Raw genomic sequence first — 15,682 nt, 5'->3', positions numbered from 1 at the left:
GATTGAGCGGTTGCAGAAGGCTTTTCGGGAGGACCGGAAAGGGACGATTAAGAAGCTTGTGAAGGCTGGTGTTTTGAGGGGATGGGCGGAGAATGCAGCGGATTTAGTGTTGTCGCAAAAGGGGCGGTATGGCCCCTGTGCTATTATCATGGGGGGATTGTTGGATAATATGGGGTATGAGTGGGGAGATGTTCTTCATCACGCACGGGCGATTAACGTAGAAACATATTATGGCATGGGCCCTCAGTGGGCTGTTTGTGATAGTAGAAATATGGAAGTGGACGCTGATGTGGGACAGCTAGCGTGGTGAGTTAAGCATTTGGTTGCTAAGGTTACCTCTTATTTATGAGATGGTTTTTGGCCGAGATTGGTGCGGATGCAATCTATGGTTGTGTGCCATTTGCCTTCCGCTATTTCTGTTGAGACTTCATGTTGGATGGCGATGGGTAGCCACAGGCCATCCCAAGGGGCTTTGCTGATAAGCTGGTGACTTTGGTTGGTGAGGCTACTTGGCTTATTTTCTGGGGGAAGCCAGTTTGCAGGAGCGTATTTGCTCTCTAATATAAGAGGTTGCCAGAAGGCGATGTCTGGGCGGAGGAGTGTTGTGATGGTTGTTCCGGCCTCGTTATATTTGGGGTAGCCAACCATACCATTTTGGGCGGAGATGATGGGTATTGATTTTTCTTGCCCATTTGGAGGGGTGCCAGTGTAGGAGCTGGCCCAAATGACAAAGCCCATGCTGGGCTCGCCGCTATTGCCGCAACTCATACCACCCATACAAAGGCCGATAATGTCGCCTCCGCCGCCTAAACTATACGTGATAATACGGCAAATTTGCTCTTGCCGTGTTTTAATAAAGCAGGTTTTTTCTACTTCAGTGGGTGGGGTCGTTGTCGGGCCGGTCGGTGGTAGGGCACATTCATGTTGTAGAGCAGCATTATTCTCGGTTAGTTGCTTCTCTAAAAGCTGATTCTCGACCGGTGTATTTTGCCCTTTAAGGGCATAGTATGTTTGTGCGTAATGGAAGGCAGTAACCCTAAGTGCTGGGTCGGAACAGGCGGCAGTAGAGAGAATATTAGCTTGATTTAACCTAGCACATAGTGCAACCTCATTCTTCTGTTCTTGTGCGGATGCTATATTATTGAAGTATGAAAAAAACAAGAGTAAGCTAGTGCAGCCTAGCCATTTCTTCATGATATACGATCCTGTATTTCATATTTTTATTAAAGGAATAATAGAATTATTTGTACAGTAAAGTAAGAAAATATGGATAAAAAAGTAATTTTAATTTTATGGTTTAGTGGTCTGTTTTGCCCGTTAGGAGTTGACTTTTAGAGAGGAATAGTAGAAGGGGACAGCCATGTATGTGGAGTAGCATTCGTCCTATTGGTGAAGGAACGTAACATGATTGTTCCTGTAGTATTATCTGGGGGTTCTGGTACGCGGTTATGGCCGGTCTCGCGTAAGAGTTATCCCAAACAGTTTTGTACGCTTTTGGGGCAGGAGACGCCATTTCAAGAGACTGTGCAGCGGACGAAGTTGCTAGGATTGCAGGCAGCTCCTATTATTGTGGGTAATTGTGATCATCGTTTTGTCATGGCTGAGCAGCTGCGGCAGGTTGGGATAGAGGATGCGCGGATTGTGTTGGAGCCAGTCGCGCGTAATTCTACTGCGGCGATGGCCGCAGCGGCGTTTTGGCAAGCCAAAAGCGATGATGAGGCTATTTTATGGTTTATGCCAGCCGATGCCGCGATTACAGATATTCCCGCTCTGCGAGAGGCGGTCTCTCAAGCGCGAGAAGCTGCCGAGAAAGGTTATATCGCGACATTTGGCATGACACCCACAAAAGCTGAGACAGGCTATGGGTATATTGAGCAAGGCAAGGCGTTAGACGGTACGAAAAATGCGTTCCATATTACGCGCTTCCTCGAAAAGCCAAATGAGGAGGAGGCAAAACGTCTCTTAGCAGCGGGGAAATATCTTTGGAACTCCGGCATGTTTATGGCACGAGCCAAGGTGTTTTTGTCTGAGTTAAAAGCTCTTGCTCCAGAGATTTACAATGCGGTTGAGCGTTCGGTTGAGAATGTTCAGACAGATTTAGGGTTCCTTCAGTTAGAGGCAGAAAGTTTCGCACAAGCTCCGTCCATCTCGGTGGATTATGCTGTGGCAGAGAAGACGCAGCGCGCTGCTGTAGTGCCTGCTCGTTTCGGCTGGATGGATGTTGGGAGCTGGGATGCCGTTTGGGAGTTAACACCCAAAGATAGTGACGGTAATGCAACGCGAGGCAATGTTTTTTTAGACAGAGCCAAGAATTGCTATGTACATTCTGATAGTGTCGTTGCGACCGTAACAGGCGTGGATGACCTTATCATTATCGTAACCAAAGATGCTGTTATGGTATCGCATCGTGACCGTGCGCAAGATATTAAGCATATGGTTTCGCGCCTTCGGGAAGAAGGGCGCGCGGAGGCTGAGAAGCATGTAAGGATGTATCGGCCTTGGGGCTTCTATGAGAGCTTGATTCAGGGTGATCGTTTCCAAGTGAAGCGTATTCACGTAAGCCCGGGGGAGAAGTTATCGCTACAGAAGCATTTTCATCGTGCAGAGCATTGGGTCGTTGTCGCTGGTACGGCCCTTGTAACGCGTGATGATGAAGTCCTTACGGTTAAAGAAAATGAGAGCGTTTATTTGCCATTAGGGGCTGTTCATCGGTTGGAGAATCCCGGCCGTATCCCAATTACTTTGATAGAGGTGCAATCTGGTCCGTATTTGGGGGAAGATGATATTGTGCGGCTAGAGGATGTTTATAAACGCTAGCCCTTACGGAAAAGTTAGATTTTAAAGGGCACGCATCTTATTGAAAGTAATGTATGCGTGCCCATATCCTAGCAAGATGAATATCTTCAGGCGAGGAGAGCTTGCTATGTTATATACACATGTTGTGTTGGGTACGAACGACCTTACCCGCGCTAAGAAGTTTTATGATGCGTTATTCTCCGTTATGGGTGGGAAAGCCTTAGGGGAGGCAATGCCCGGTAAGTTGCTTTACGAAAAAGACGGTCAGATGTTCATGATTGGTAAGCCAATAGATGGTAATCCTGCCTCGGTGGCGAATGGTTTCACGTTGGGATTTGCTCTTGGAAGCGAAGATGAGGTGAAAGCATGGCACAAAGCGGGCATTGAGCATGGCGGCTTGGATATAGAGAACCCGCCGGGGATACGTAAAGTCGGCGATGCGGAGTATTTTTTTGCTTATCTGCGGGATCCAGATGGCAATAAGCTTTGCGGACGGTACGACCTGTAACAGTCTGCAAGGGTTGGAGTGGGGCTATAATATGGATGGCCCCTGTCCCTCAATGTGATAAGCTTGTGGAATTGTTTGATAGAGAAAGAGGTTAAAAATGTCGGTATCGTCTATGCTAAAGCGGACATGCTTATTATTGGGTATGGTGCTGGGGCTTTGTGCAACATCTTTAGGTGTAGCAGCCGCTCAGTCTGAGGCACCTGCGACCGGCGTGAAGCAAATCACAACGCAGTTTTCTGGCTCTGTAAGCCCAGCAGGGGCAGTGTTGGATAATAAGACGGGCAAGATTATTGGCGAGATTGATCGCGGCGGCGTTGTTTATAACAATCAGGGCAGTGCTGTTGGTTCTGTCGATGATAACGGGACTGTGCGTAATAAAGCAGGGGTCGTTGTGGCGCAGGTTGCGAAAACAAACAAACTTGCAGGTGTTGCTTTCCTGTTAGAGAAGTAAGATGCGTTGCTGCTCTTTCCTTATCCTTTAGTGGTGGGGAAAGAGTGTGCCATTGTTGATAGAATCTCTGTTAAGTCCTTTTGCATAGTCTCAAAGTGACGATTAGGCTTTAGTGTTCCTAAGTTTACATAACAAGCGCGGTTGATTTCAATCTGTAGGCTTTGTTTATTTTCCTCTATTACGCCATACCGGCTTGTTATATAACCGCCCGGATAGGGTACATTGCGTTGGACGTGGTACCCTTTAGCGGTGAATAAATCTTCGGCCATGCTGATGAGTTCATGAGAGCATGTTGTACCGTGTTTATTGCCGAGTACAATGTCGCACGGCCGTGTTTGAGCAAGTGGCGGCATGGAGTGAATATCCAATAAAATAGCCGTACCAAATTGCTCGGTGAGCGAGTTCAGCGTTGTATGGAGGGCATGATGATAAGGCTGCCAATAATGGGTAAGGCGTGCTCTGGCTTCCTCGACGGGTAAGCAATAACGGTAAATACTTTTCCCCGGCGCAAGGCAACGCGGTATGACGCCATAACCTGCACGCACTTTTGCACTATAGATGAGGTCTTGCTCAACAAGTGGAGGGGAGAACATGCTGGCATCAAGCTCCCGCCAATCTCGGTTTACATCGCAAAAACTTCGTGGAAAGAGAGCCTGAATGAGGCTGAGGCCATGGGCGGGAAGATCCTGTAAAAGCTCATGAATGAAACGATCCTCCATGCGCTCTAGTTCATTTAAGGAGAGAATAGTCGTTTTTAGGAACTCAGGCGGATAATTTTGCCCAGAATGAGGGGATGATAATAAGAAGGGCGTCCGGCTTTTGCAGGGTGGCAGCTGTACCCCAACAGCGTGGGAGGAGCGGAGTGGAAGCGCACAGGGAGTTTTTTGAATTTTTTTCACGATAAAGGCTTGCCACATCTTATAGGGCAAGGTAAATACCCTCTTACACCAGGCGGGGCGCATAGCTCAGCGGTAGAGCACTACCTTGACATGGTAGGGGTCACAGGTTCAATCCCTGTTGCGCCCACCACCCCTCTGGTGATTATCTCCTTGAAAAATTGATGTTTTTAGTTGGGACTGGTCCTTTGTGGGACCTCTGCTGTGCCATGATGACCTATTCTCGTGATGGGGTGATTATCCTTACCCAGAAGCTGTTATGTTTTTAAAGATGCGGCGTGGGGTTGTGAGGGGTGTGCCATGATTAAAATGCAATTCATCTATAACTTGCTAATGGAGTGAAAAATAAAACCTTTGTGAGGCTGGTTATAACGCTCTGTAAAATAATAACTTTATGAGTGTAATAGATTTTTCTTATATTTCTATATCGTAAACGGAGATATTCCGTAACAAGGGGTGATTGCCAAGCCCTTCTGAGCAGCTTTAACTTCCTCGGCAGAAGGCAGGTAATAGTGAAGCTAGCCTGCTTGTCGTTAGGTTTCGTAATTGTGCGGAGCCGTTGTTAAGTGGAGAGGATGTACTTAAATGAATGCTCATTCATCATCCAAAAAATCGGTCAATACAGGCCGTCGGCATGTTTTGGGCGCCCTTGGGGCTTCCATCGTAGCAGGGGGGGCAAGCTCCGCTGTGGCGCAGTCTCTTGGTTTCCCAGCTCCGCCGGCTGGTTTGGGGAAACGTCCTTATCCGAATCTTCTTCGCCCGCTGAATGACGGCCCGCGTAAGTTTGGTTACGCCATTGTTGGCCTTGGCAAATATGCTGTGAACCAGATTCTGCCTGCTTTTGCAGAGTGTGAATATGCGAAGGTTACAGCTCTTGTCAGCGGTGACATCGAGAAGGCACGCCGTCTTGGCAAACATTATGGTATTGAGGAATCTCACCTCTATACATACGACACGTTCGATAAAATCGCGCAGGACCCGGAAGTTGATGCCGTGTACATCATTCTGCCGAACTCCCTGCATGCTGATTTTACGGAGCGTTCTTTCCGCGCAGGCAAGCATGTGCTGTGTGAAAAGCCAATGGCTGTCACGGTGGAAGAATGTCAGCGTATGATTAACGCTGGTAAGAAAGCTGGCAAGAAGCTGATGATTGGCTATCGTTGCCACTTCGACCCCGTTACACATAAAGCTATTGAGCTGGCACGCACCAGCATCGGTAAGCCACAGATTATCAGCACAGATAACGGCGATAATACCGACCCGACCGATCCTACCTACCAGTGGCGTCTAACACGCGCGCTATCTGGCGGTGGTGCGCTGATGGACCTCGGTATTTACGGGGTGAACGGCTCTCGTTACATGCTGGATGAGGATCCGATTGAGGTTCAGGCCACAATCATGCCGCCATCTGACCCGATGTTCCGTGAGATTGACGAGACAATCGTTTGGATCATGCGGTATCGCTCTGGCGCGGTGGCACATGGTAGTGCCTCCTTTAACGTCAATGCGATGTCCCGCTTTAACCTGCAAGGGACAGAAGCCTCCCTGCGGATGGATCCTGCAACAAGCTATTGGTGTAACAGCGTAAGCCACTGCACAAGTGGGGATACACAAACATGGTCCACACCGATGTTCACCATCCCAGCATTGAACCAATTCTCCGCTCAGCTAGACCATCTAGCCATCAGCGTAGCTAATAACACACCGCTCGCTGCAACGGGTGAAGAAGGCATGCAGGATGTACGCTTGATTCAAGCTATGTATCAGTCTGCTAACTCTGGTAGTCGCCCTGTCTCCACTGATTGGGGTGACTGGCGTAAGACCATCTGATCGTCCTTTAAGACGCTCTGATGAGGAGGGGGCCGCATGGAGCATGTGGCCCTCTTTTTTGTGGGTAAGATATATTAAGAGGCTATCGTGGCATCCAACCAGCCTTGCAACATGTAGGCTGCGGCCATTTTATCGATCACGTCTCCGCGTTTTTTACGGCTCATATCGGCTTCTTGAATCAAAAAGCGATTTACAGCACTGGAGGAGAGCCGCTCATCCCATAAGCAAGTAGGTATATTAAGACGCTCGCTCAAATCTTTTGCCCAATCATGAGCAGCACGAGCAGCAGGGCCGAAGCTGCCATCAAGGGAGAGGGGAAGGCCGACAACGATTCCCCCTATTGCGTGCTGGGTGCATAATTCCTGAAAGATTGGCAGCATCTGTTTAAGTTTTTTTCGCACCACAATGGTAAGCGGCGAGGCCAGCATGAGCGATATGTCAGACAGAGCAAGGCCTATCTGCTTACTGCCAGGGTCTATCCCCAGAACAGATTGTGAAGGTTGAAGCTGATTGCGTAGCGCGTGTGGATTGAATAGTGTCATGGCAAGAGGGTATGCTCTCTCATAGCTTGAGGCTAACGTAACGATATTGGTGGACGGGACTATACATGTCGCTTGACGTGAAAACAGTGGCAAAAATGGCCAGACTGGCAAGAATTGGTCTTTCTGAGGAGGAGCTACAAGCTCATCAGAAAGAAATGCAGGGAATTATCGGTTGGGTCGATCATCTCAATGAGGTTGATATTACAGATGTCCCCCCGATGGTCGGCACGGGTTTGGCTCAGCCACGCTTGCGTGATGACAAAGTAACGGATGGAAATTGCCCAGAAGCCGTCCTCTCCAACGCACCGGAGCGTGAAGGTCCCTTTTATACCGTGCCGAAGGTGGTGGAATAATGAGCAGCCTGTTTGATTACACATTAGCATCCGCACGGGATGCTTTGCGCGCCCGCAAGATTTCCGCTGTGGAATTGGTCGATGCTCATATTGAGGCTATTGAACGCCTTGATGATGGGCTGAATAGCTTCATCACCCGTACGCCAGAGCAAGCGCGCATTGCCGCGAAGGAGGCAGATGCTGCTTTAGCAAAAGGGGAAGGGGGGCCTTTATGTGGCCTGCCAATCGGTTTGAAAGACCTTTTTGCCACCAAGGATGTCCGCACAACGGCTGCGAGTAAAATCCTTGATAATTTCGTCCCCCCTTATGAGAGTACGGTGACAGCTAACCTCAAGCAGGATGGAGCTATCTCTCTTGGTAAGCTGAATCTTGATGAGTTCGCTATGGGTTCCACCAACCTAACATCCGCTTTTGGCGGGGTGGTGAATCCATGGCAACGGCGTGGTTCCACAGCGAAGTTAGTGCCCGGTGGGTCCTCTGGTGGTTCTGCCGCAGCAGTGGCGGCGGGGTTGGTTCTTGGGGCTACTGGGACGGATACGGGCGGTTCCATCCGCCAGCCTGCGGCTTTTTGCGGTATTGCAGGGATTAAGCCGACTTATGGCCGTTGCTCCCGCTTTGGGACCATCGCCTTTGCAAGCTCTTTAGACCAAGCAGGCCCGATGGCGCGTAACCTACAAGATTGCGCTATTTTGTTGGAATCTATGGCAGGGTTCGACCCAAAAGATTCTACAAGTGTGGATAAACCCGTCCCACATTATGAGGCGGCCTTGGGGCGAGGCGTGAAGGGCCTAAAGGTGGGGATTCCGAAAGAATATCGGATTGATGGCCTCCCTGCTGAGATTGCTGCTGTTTGGGACCAAGGGATTGCCTGGCTTAAAGAGGCAGGGGCCGAGATTGTCGATATGTCTCTGCCACATACACAATATGGCCTCCCAGCTTATTATATTGCAGCTTTGGCGGAGGCATCCTCCAACCTTGCGCGGTATGATGGTGTGCGTTTTGGTGAGCGCGTAACGGGGGCGTCACTGGATGCTCTTTATGAAGCAACGCGTGCAGCGGGCTTTGGTGAGGAAGTAAAACGCCGTATCCTGCTGGGTACTTATGTGCTGTCCTCCGGCTATTATGATGCGTATTATCTGCGCGCGCAAAAGGTTCGTACCTTGTTACAGCGGGACTTCTTGCAGGCTTACGAAAAGGTAGATGTCATCCTCGCCCCAACGGCACCTTCTGGGGCTTTTGCATGGGATGAAAAACCAACTGACCCCGTGCAGATGTACCTTAATGACGTCTTTACCGTGCCTGCTAGCATGGCCGGTGTGCCTGCTTTATCCGTGCCTGTAGGGTTGGATAGCCACGGCGTGCCACTTGGCTTGCAGTTAATTGGTCGCTTCTTTGATGAAGAAACACTCTTAGCTGCGGGCTCCGTTTTGGAGAAAGCAGCATCTTTTACCCATCGTCCTACTATCCATGCAGGGGTATCAGCATGAGCGCGTATCGAATCACTGGTGAAACTGGTGCATGGGAAGTGGTCATCGGGTTGGAGGTCCACGCCCAGATTGTAAGCCAAGCGAAGTTATTTTCTGGGGCCTCTGCCTCCTATGGCGGGGAGCCTAACAGCCATGTTAGCCTGATTGATGCGGGCTTCCCTGGTATGCTGCCTGTCTTGAACCGTGAGTGCGTAGCCCAAGCGGTACGGACAGGGCTCGGCTTGCGAGCGCAGATTAATCTTTTCAGTCGCTTTGACCGGAAGAATTACTTCTATGCGGATTTGCCGACAGGCTATCAAATTAGCCAGTTTGAGCATCCAATCGTGGGGAAGGGCACTGTCGAGATCGAGCTAGCCGATGGTGAAACCCGGCATATCGGCGTGACCCGGATGCATATGGAGCAAGATGCCGGGAAGTCCATTCACGACCAAGACCCGACACGGTCTTTCATCGACCTCAACCGTGCTGGTGTGGCGTTGATGGAGATTGTGAGTGAGCCCGATATTCGCTCCCCAGAAGAAGCCGGTGCGTATATCCGCAAATTACGGCAGATTCTGCGTTATTTGGGGACATGCGATGGCAATATGGAGGAAGGCTCCATGCGCGCGGATGTCAATGTCTCTGTCCGGCGTGAAGGGGAAGAGGGCTATCGCACGCGCTGCGAGATTAAGAATGTGAACTCCGTACGCTTTGTCATGCAGGCGATTGAAGTTGAAGCGCAGCGTCAGGTTGATGTGTGGGAATCTGGTGGGGAAATTGACCAAGAGACCCGCCTTTTTGACCATGTAAAGGGCGAGACGCGCTCTCTGCGGACCAAGGAAGATGCGCATGATTACCGCTACTTCCCAGAGCCGGACCTCCTGCCTTTGGTGCTAGAGCAATCTTGGGTGGATGAGCTGAAGGCGGCTCTGCCAGAATTGCCAGAGGATAAGCGCGCACGGCTGGAGAAAGAATACGGCGTCTCTCGCTATGAATCGGGCGTTCTGACGGCTGAACAATCTGTAGCGGACTTTTACGAGACAGTGGCACGCGGGGCAGATGCACGCTTGGCGACAAACTGGATTCTGGGTGATTTCTTCGCAGCATTGAATCGAACAGGCCGGACGATTGAGAATAGCCCGGTCTCTGCTGAATCATTGCGTGAGCTTCTTGCCTTGATAAGTGATTCCACCATTAACGGGAAAATCGCAAAAGAGGTTCTCGAAGATATGGTGGAGACAGGTGATAAACCTTCCGCCATTGTGGACCGTAAGGGCCTCCGCCAAGTGACGGATACAGGCGCGATTGAAGCGGCAATTAGCGAGATTTTAGCAGCTAATGCGGATAAAGTTGCTGAATATAAGAGCGGCAAAGATAAGCTCTTTGGCTTCTTTGTTGGGCAAACGATGAAAGCCATGAAAGGCAAAGCTAACCCGGCCATGGTTAATGAGCTGCTGAAGAAACTTTTAGCTTCATAAAATCGTAAAAAGAATGGTGTAGGGGGCTTTACGTCACGCGCGTTTCCCCCTACAAACAGTTCTGCAAACGCCGTGTAAAAACCGTTTATAGCGGAGGGGTGGCCGAGAGGCTGAAGGCGGCGGTTTGCTAAACCGTTATACGGGTAACTCCCGTATCGTGGGTTCGAATCCCATCCCCTCCGCCACGGTTCCTAGAAAATAGCAAAGAACACCTCAAAAATAGATTATCTCCCCTTTTTGAGGCCCCCAGCGAGGCCCCCAATTTTTCTGCGCTCTCTCACAATTAATCTGTTTCTCTGCGGGCAGATTCGCGCGCGCTCTGTTATCTCGCTTCTTAGAAAACAGCCAAAAATAAACGTCAGAATGTGACAGATTGTGACATGAAGTGATATTTAATGATAGGAAAATATGGGTAGTTGTGTGGGTAATAGCTCGGCTATAGAGGGAAAATGCTTACCGATATTGTTATAAAACGTTTCAACCCTAAGAGAAGCTTCATAGTAAAGAGGGATTAGTTATCAGAGTACTGCTTAATGGATCGAAACTATAGCTGCTCAGGTACAAAGTAAGTAGAAAAGAGAATACATTATTAATTAAGCCATATTTAGATGTTTCTCTGGCGCAGGCTAGAAAAGTCTATTTTTTGGTCGCAGTTTGTTATATTATTGGCAAAATGGTATAGAATTGGATGTCTAGCTATTTCGGGGTTAGCGAAAGCTTTTCGTCCGCTTCCTGTTATCACGCAGTCGCAGCATGAACATGGAGATAGACCATGCCTACTTTATTTGTTGAAGCGATTGATCATCTTGTTCTGAATGTTAATGATATTGATGTATCGTTTGATTGGTATTCAAATATTCTTGAAATGTGTGGGAAGAAGATTGTTTCAAAAAAAGTGGCGTGCGAAAAATATACTTTTCTTTGGTAATCAGAAAATAAATCTTAGACAGAAGGATATATCGCAAGAAGACTGGTTTACAGCGAGACATCCCCTTGAGGGAACAGCAGATCTGTGTTTCCTCGTCAGTCTGTCTGCAGATGATGTTGTAAAGCATCTGACACATCATAACGTAAAGATTGAATGTGGACCTGTAATAAAAGAGGGAGCTCGTGGGAAAATTTCCTCCGTTTATTGTCGTGATCCCGATGGGAATCTGATCGAATTATCCTCCTACTAAAGAGTCGGTTTTTTTTGCTAGTATATTTCTAAGATGTGTGGCAATTGTTAAATAGCTCTAGCACGGATATTATGATGGTCATCTTTCCATTGCTAGCGCTTGAAAAGTTATATTGTGATTTGTTTGGCTATCATGAGTTTTATATATATTATACTTTATTCTTGAAAAATAACAAACAAATCACACAAATCGGGAGGAATATTTGAAAAAAATAAAATAATCTAAAGAACCATTGGCTATTAATTTTTTTGTTTTTATCATCACAACTAATTTGTGTTGTAAGTTGTATTGCCTCGTAGCCATAGGTTTTTAGCTTCTCTTCAATATCTTCTCCAACTTTTACTGCACTAATAAGAAAGTTTCTGTACCATTTTTCTGCAAAGAGACAGCTAAGAGCAATGATAACATAAAAAAATAATATAGAAATTATAATATATTTTTCATTATTTATATCTGAATCTTTCAACAGGTAAGCAGCGAATAAGAAAAGAGCTGAAAAACAAGTTCCGAGTAATCCTCTTACGCGCATACTAATATCGTTAAAATGTTCTTGTGTATCAATGACTCTTTTCCATGCCTCTAGATAAATATTAACAGAAGCAATTTTATCGTCTTCTGTTCTTCTAACTCCAAACATCATGATTCCTTTCTCATGAAAAAGTTTCACCATTTTATTTATTGTAGAGCAGCCTATGCGTCAGCTAACAATATAAAAAAGGGACGGCTAAAAACCGTCCCCTTCTTTAGCAAAGTAAAGCCAGAAGCTTACTTAGCCTTACCCTGGTTAGCTACGGCAGCAGCCTTAGCGGCGATTTCTTCTGCATCGCCGAGGTAATAATGCTTCACAGGCTTAAAGTTCTCATCGAACTCATAAACCAAAGGCACACCGGTGGGGATGTTCAGGTTGAGGATTTCATCCTCTGTCATGTTATCCAGATATTTCACCAGCGCGCGCAGGGAGTTCCCGTGGGCTGCGATGATGACCTTTTCACCTTTTTTGATACGGGGTAGAATGCTCTTCTCCCAATAAGGGATAACGCGCTCAATGGTGAGGGCGAGGCTCTCTGTGGTGGGAAGCTCATTAGGGCTAAGATGAGCGTAGCGTGGGTCATGGCCGGGGAAACGCTCGTCAGACCGCTCCAGCGCAGGGGGGGTAACAGCAAAACCGCGACGCCATTGCTTAACTTGCTCATCGCCATATTTCTTGGCGGTCTCGGCTTTGTTCAGCCCTTGGAGCGCACCATAGTGACGCTCATTAAGACGCCAGTTTTTCTCAACAGGGAGCCATGCTTGGTCCACACCATCAAGAATGTTCCATAATGTATGGATTGCGCGTTTTAGAACGGATGTATAAGCGAAGTCGAAGGAATAACCCTCCTTACGCAGGAGTTCGCCCGCTGCTTTGGCTTCGCTGCGTCCTTTTTCGGACAAATCTACGTCATACCAACCGGTAAAGCGGTTTTCTTGGTTCCACTGGCTCTCGCCGTGACGAACCAGAACAAGCTTGGTTACAGCCATGATGAACTCCTTAATATATAAGGTTTAACGACAGGGAGAGAGTGCGCCAGTATGGCGAGAACTGCAAGGCCCTCACTAGGATTTGCGCGCATTGTTGTGCATGGCCGTTATGACGATCGAGAAAGGCCACGGTAAGTCGTCGTGGCCTTTCTCGCATGGGGTTAGTTATTTTGTTCTTCTTGTTGTTGAATGTAACGCCGTGCTTCAGGCGAAATGCGCAGCGTCATTGTTAGGCCTGCCGTGATGAGATAGATGACCGCGAATGTCCAGATAACATAGGCCATGCCTGTCCCGAAGATGAGTTCGCAGAGGGATACAATGGCCGGACCAACCCATGTTGAGGCCCCAGCCCCTAAGCCAAGAATAGAGAGGGCAGCGGCTTTCTCGCGGGGGCAAATTTGCGGCATAAGCCCAGAGAGAGGCACAAAGGCTGCGATAGAAGCTCCATATAAAATCCCAACTGCGGCGGCAGCAGCAAAATTACCCGGATACCAAAGTGGAATGTAATAAAAGAGGGGAATGGTTACGAATCCACCAATCCCACCAAAGACAGCTACAACAAAACGATAGCCGATTTTATCCGCCACCATGCCAGAGATGAGGTTAACAATAATATTGCTTAAGAAAATTAGGGATAGAAGATTTAACCATTGCCCAAGTGTAAAGCCTAGATGGTCTACAAAGAAGCCCGGCATAATAGCGAGGAAGGCATATTCGGAGGAGGTATCGACTGTCCTTACAATGCCTGCGATGAGGGTTTTAGGCTCTCGCCATATGATGCTGATAGAGCCTAAAAACGCTTTTTTAGGGGAGACATCAGTGGGGAGGAGGCGTTGTGTACCGGTTGGTTCATGCGTGAAAAGGAGGGCCAACAACCCGCCAATAACGACAAGCCCTAATGAACACCAGAAGGTATTGATTTCACCAATCGCAGGAATTGCGAAACGGGCGAATTGAGAGCCTAACGTTGGCAGCCCGGCGGAGAAGGAAAACCAAAACCATCCAGCCGCCGCACCTAACATTGTACTTGGGGTTGCTGCGGCAATCCAAACCAAGAAGCCATAAGCAAAGAGGGGGTAAGCAAAGCCGCGTAACGTGTAAAATGTAAGAATCCACGTGCTATTATTAGGCGTCAGCCCGAAGATGAGGAAGCCGACCTCTAAAACAGCCCATAAAATAAGGCCAATCCACATTACTTTTTTAGGCCCCATTAGGTCCGATAGGGGGCCGGCGAACCATGCAGCAAGCATGACCGTAATGCCGTAACATGTGAAAAGCTCATTCACAAAACTTTGTGGATGGCCCGTATGAAGCATGAAAGTATCTAAATACCCTGCCTCGACACCATCGCCCACCATGAAAAGTAGTTGCCCAACAAAGGCCCAAAAGAGGGCTTTTGGGATGCCTATTTTCTCGACAAAACTTGTTTTTTTGGTCACAGAGTCTGCCATTAAAAATCTCTCCCATGATGTAAAGAAAGAAGAAAACCATATTAAATGGCTTTATCCCTTCATTCTTAGTGGATGATGAGGTGATATGGTGTTGAATATCCTCTCAATATTTAAGCCTAACACTTATAAGCTTACGATTATCCCCTCCATAGCATGATGAGGATATTTTTTCAATTATCTATGGGTGTTTGAGGGGCGACCTATATCTCTTATTATTTCTTATAATGATGAAGTTATTATGGGTATTCATCGCTTTTACGGAGTCTTTTCCCATGATGTGTTGCAAGAGTTGGAGGGAGGGTAATGGCTTAAAGATTTTAGTTGCGAAAGAATGTCATTATCACTAGCGTGAAGAAAGATTAGCCAGCCAGAGGCGAAGATAGATGATTATATGCTCATGCAATGGGTTGTCGGATAGGGATGTGCAGACAGCCATCCAAGCCGGAGTTGTGAAACTCTCTGAGATTTATGCGGCGCGACAATGCCGGGTAAAATGTGGGAACTGCGTAAAGGGCGTAGCGTGTTTGCTCAAAGCGGCTCGCGAAACAAATTGCCCATGCCCCACAACCTTGGAGTTGGAGGAGCAAATGGCAGCTCAGGCTGTTGGGGATGAGGAGCTGGTTATAAAAAAAGAGGCCACCCTATAGGGAGGCCTCTCTTATAAGCTTAGCAGCTAACAGTAATTATTATGAGCCGCTATTCTGGTCTGCACTCTCGGAGTTGAGAGTGATGTAACGCTCGATGCCAATTTGCTTGATGAGGTCGAGCTGGGTATCGATGAAGTCCTCATGGGATTCTTCATCAGCGAGGATGCGGAAAAGAAGATCGCGGGAGACGAAGTCACGCACGCTCTCGCAATAAGCGATACCTTCGCGGATTTTCTCCAGAGCGAGAGCCTCGACCTTCAGGTCACATTCTAGAATCTCTTGAACATTCTCACCGATTTGCAGCGGGTTGAGATGTTGTAGATTCGGCAAGCCACCTAAGAAGAGGATGCGTTCAATCAGCCAATCGGCGTGACGCATTTCCTCGATGGATTCTTCATATTCCTTTTTGCCTAATTTTGTAACACCCCAGTGGTTCAGTGTCCGGGAGTGAAGGAAATATTGGTTAATGGCGGTTAGCTCATTAGCCAGCTGAGCATTTAAGAACTCGATAACTTTAGGGTCTTTTACAGGCATCTGCCTCTCCTTTGATGATTTTATGAAAGTAGGA

17 protein-coding genes and 2 tRNA genes are annotated in these 15,682 nt (G+C 48.0%); 12 read left to right on the top strand and 7 right to left on the bottom strand.

Going from position 1 to position 15,682, the window contains the following annotated elements; translation table 11 throughout:
• Positions 1-310: hypothetical protein (locus tag NQF89_RS08720; protein WP_266137987.1), on the top strand; the 310-nt coding region annotated here is incomplete at its 5' end.
• A gap of 29 nt (positions 311-339) precedes the next feature.
• Here the strand turns inward: NQF89_RS08720 and NQF89_RS08715 are convergent.
• On the bottom strand, positions 340-1,194 hold the full coding sequence (locus tag NQF89_RS08715) for a hypothetical protein (protein ID WP_266137986.1): 855 nt from the start codon (positions 1,192-1,194) through the stop codon (positions 340-342).
• Between the two features lie 210 nt (positions 1,195-1,404).
• On the opposite strand from NQF89_RS08715, the gene NQF89_RS08710 reads away from it, so the two are divergent.
• From NQF89_RS08710 to NQF89_RS08700, 3 genes are all read left to right on the top strand, one after another.
• Entirely contained in the window at positions 1,405-2,817 is a 1,413-nt protein-coding gene (locus NQF89_RS08710) for a mannose-1-phosphate guanylyltransferase/mannose-6-phosphate isomerase (protein ID WP_266137985.1), read from the top strand.
• A gap of 106 nt (positions 2,818-2,923) precedes the next feature.
• Positions 2,924-3,304, top strand: coding sequence for a VOC family protein (locus NQF89_RS08705; RefSeq protein WP_155573093.1), 381 nt, complete (start codon positions 2,924-2,926; stop codon positions 3,302-3,304).
• A gap of 97 nt (positions 3,305-3,401) precedes the next feature.
• Positions 3,402-3,755, top strand: a complete 354-nt coding sequence (locus NQF89_RS08700; RefSeq protein ID WP_155573094.1) for a hypothetical protein — start codon at positions 3,402-3,404, stop codon at positions 3,753-3,755.
• 20 nt (positions 3,756-3,775) lie between these two features.
• Here NQF89_RS08700 and NQF89_RS08695 read toward each other — a convergent pair whose 3' ends face one another.
• On the bottom strand, positions 3,776-4,654 hold the full coding sequence (locus tag NQF89_RS08695) for an N-formylglutamate amidohydrolase (protein WP_266137984.1): 879 nt from the start codon (positions 4,652-4,654) through the stop codon (positions 3,776-3,778).
• 55 nt (positions 4,655-4,709) lie between these two features.
• Between NQF89_RS08695 and NQF89_RS08690 the strand changes: the two genes are divergently transcribed.
• Together NQF89_RS08690 and NQF89_RS08685 are read left to right on the top strand one after the other, a co-directional pair.
• Positions 4,710-4,784: transfer RNA gene (locus tag NQF89_RS08690), tRNA-Val, on the top strand.
• 452 nt (positions 4,785-5,236) lie between these two features.
• Positions 5,237-6,481 carry a Gfo/Idh/MocA family protein gene (locus NQF89_RS08685; protein WP_155579296.1) on the top strand — a complete coding sequence of 415 codons (1,245 nt, stop codon included), beginning with the start codon at positions 5,237-5,239 and terminating at the stop codon, positions 6,479-6,481.
• Between the two features lie 74 nt (positions 6,482-6,555).
• Here the strand turns inward: NQF89_RS08685 and ruvX are convergent, their stop codons facing one another.
• On the bottom strand, positions 6,556-7,023 hold the full coding sequence (gene ruvX / locus NQF89_RS08680) for a Holliday junction resolvase RuvX (RefSeq protein WP_266137983.1): 468 nt from the start codon (positions 7,021-7,023) through the stop codon (positions 6,556-6,558).
• A 65-nt stretch (positions 7,024-7,088) separates the two neighbouring features.
• Here ruvX and gatC point away from each other — a divergent pair, with 65 nt between their 5' ends.
• The 5 genes from gatC to NQF89_RS08655 all read left to right on the top strand — a co-directional run bounded on the left by gatC (position 7,089) and on the right by NQF89_RS08655 (position 11,248).
• Entirely contained in the window at positions 7,089-7,376 is a 288-nt protein-coding gene (gene gatC, locus NQF89_RS08675; RefSeq protein ID WP_099027382.1) for an Asp-tRNA(Asn)/Glu-tRNA(Gln) amidotransferase subunit GatC, read from the top strand.
• A complete protein-coding gene (gene gatA / locus NQF89_RS08670) occupies positions 7,376-8,863 on the top strand; it encodes an Asp-tRNA(Asn)/Glu-tRNA(Gln) amidotransferase subunit GatA (RefSeq protein WP_266137982.1) in 1,488 nt (495 codons plus the stop codon). The genes gatC and gatA overlap by 1 nt, the downstream gene beginning before the upstream one ends.
• On the top strand, positions 8,860-10,320 hold the full coding sequence (gatB, locus tag NQF89_RS08665) for an Asp-tRNA(Asn)/Glu-tRNA(Gln) amidotransferase subunit GatB (RefSeq protein WP_155573098.1): 1,461 nt from the start codon (positions 8,860-8,862) through the stop codon (positions 10,318-10,320). Before gatA ends, gatB begins: the two co-directional genes overlap by 4 nt.
• Before the next feature lie 92 nt (positions 10,321-10,412).
• Positions 10,413-10,505: transfer RNA gene (locus tag NQF89_RS08660), tRNA-Ser, on the top strand.
• Positions 10,506-11,092: 587 nt separating this feature from the next.
• A complete protein-coding gene (locus tag NQF89_RS08655) occupies positions 11,093-11,248 on the top strand; it encodes a VOC family protein (protein WP_196424767.1) in 156 nt (51 codons plus the stop codon).
• A gap of 398 nt (positions 11,249-11,646) precedes the next feature.
• On the opposite strand, the gene NQF89_RS08650 is transcribed toward NQF89_RS08655, so the two are convergent.
• The 3 genes from NQF89_RS08650 to NQF89_RS08640 form a co-directional block, all read right to left on the bottom strand.
• The gene (locus NQF89_RS08650; RefSeq protein WP_099027369.1) at positions 11,647-12,138 is read right to left on the bottom strand and encodes a hypothetical protein; all 492 of its coding nucleotides are present in this window, start codon (positions 12,136-12,138) and stop codon (positions 11,647-11,649) included.
• 125 nt (positions 12,139-12,263) lie between these two features.
• The gene (gene gpmA, locus NQF89_RS08645; RefSeq protein ID WP_155573144.1) at positions 12,264-13,016 is read right to left on the bottom strand and encodes a 2,3-diphosphoglycerate-dependent phosphoglycerate mutase; all 753 of its coding nucleotides are present in this window, start codon (positions 13,014-13,016) and stop codon (positions 12,264-12,266) included.
• 161 nt (positions 13,017-13,177) lie between these two features.
• On the bottom strand, positions 13,178-14,467 hold the full coding sequence (locus NQF89_RS08640) for an MFS transporter (protein ID WP_155573145.1): 1,290 nt from the start codon (positions 14,465-14,467) through the stop codon (positions 13,178-13,180).
• 383 nt (positions 14,468-14,850) lie between these two features.
• Between NQF89_RS08640 and NQF89_RS08635 the strand changes: the two genes are divergently transcribed.
• Positions 14,851-15,114 (top strand): (2Fe-2S)-binding protein, encoded by a 264-nt coding sequence (locus NQF89_RS08635; RefSeq protein WP_155573146.1) that lies wholly within the window; start codon positions 14,851-14,853, stop codon positions 15,112-15,114.
• A 39-nt stretch (positions 15,115-15,153) separates the two neighbouring features.
• On the opposite strand, the gene bfr is transcribed toward NQF89_RS08635, so the two are convergent.
• The gene (gene bfr, locus NQF89_RS08630; protein WP_155573147.1) at positions 15,154-15,648 is read right to left on the bottom strand and encodes a bacterioferritin; all 495 of its coding nucleotides are present in this window, start codon (positions 15,646-15,648) and stop codon (positions 15,154-15,156) included.
• Between the last annotated feature and the right edge of the window lie 34 nt (positions 15,649-15,682).

It is taken from the genome of Bombella pollinis (assembly GCF_026385485.1).
GTDB classification, from domain to species: Bacteria; Pseudomonadota; Alphaproteobacteria; order Acetobacterales; family Acetobacteraceae; genus Bombella; species Bombella pollinis.
Note: the sequence above shows the minus strand (reverse complement) of the source record. Positions and strands in the feature narration are given on the sequence as shown.

Bases quoted from the DNA above. Each gene is read 5' to 3' on its own strand.
- NQF89_RS08715 (WP_266137986.1), bottom strand. From the start codon at position 1,194: ATGAAGAAATGGCTAGGCTGCACTAGCTTACTCTTGTTTTTTTCATAC.
- NQF89_RS08710 (WP_266137985.1), top strand. From the start codon at position 1,405: ATGATTGTTCCTGTAGTATTATCTGGGGGTTCTGGTACGCGGTTATGG.
- NQF89_RS08705 (WP_155573093.1), top strand. From the start codon at position 2,924: ATGTTATATACACATGTTGTGTTGGGTACGAACGACCTTACCCGCGCT.
- NQF89_RS08700 (WP_155573094.1), top strand. From the start codon at position 3,402: ATGTCGGTATCGTCTATGCTAAAGCGGACATGCTTATTATTGGGTATG.
- NQF89_RS08685 (WP_155579296.1), top strand. From the start codon at position 5,237: ATGAATGCTCATTCATCATCCAAAAAATCGGTCAATACAGGCCGTCGG.
- ruvX (WP_266137983.1), bottom strand. From the start codon at position 7,023: ATGACACTATTCAATCCACACGCGCTACGCAATCAGCTTCAACCTTCA.
- gatC (WP_099027382.1), top strand. From the start codon at position 7,089: ATGTCGCTTGACGTGAAAACAGTGGCAAAAATGGCCAGACTGGCAAGA.
- gatA (WP_266137982.1), top strand. From the start codon at position 7,376: ATGAGCAGCCTGTTTGATTACACATTAGCATCCGCACGGGATGCTTTG.
- gatB (WP_155573098.1), top strand. From the start codon at position 8,860: ATGAGCGCGTATCGAATCACTGGTGAAACTGGTGCATGGGAAGTGGTC.
- NQF89_RS08655 (WP_196424767.1), top strand. From the start codon at position 11,093: ATGCCTACTTTATTTGTTGAAGCGATTGATCATCTTGTTCTGAATGTT.
- NQF89_RS08650 (WP_099027369.1), bottom strand. From the start codon at position 12,138: ATGATGTTTGGAGTTAGAAGAACAGAAGACGATAAAATTGCTTCTGTT.
- gpmA (WP_155573144.1), bottom strand. From the start codon at position 13,016: ATGGCTGTAACCAAGCTTGTTCTGGTTCGTCACGGCGAGAGCCAGTGG.
- NQF89_RS08640 (WP_155573145.1), bottom strand. From the start codon at position 14,467: ATGGCAGACTCTGTGACCAAAAAAACAAGTTTTGTCGAGAAAATAGGC.
- NQF89_RS08635 (WP_155573146.1), top strand. From the start codon at position 14,851: ATGATTATATGCTCATGCAATGGGTTGTCGGATAGGGATGTGCAGACA.
- bfr (WP_155573147.1), bottom strand. From the start codon at position 15,648: ATGCCTGTAAAAGACCCTAAAGTTATCGAGTTCTTAAATGCTCAGCTG.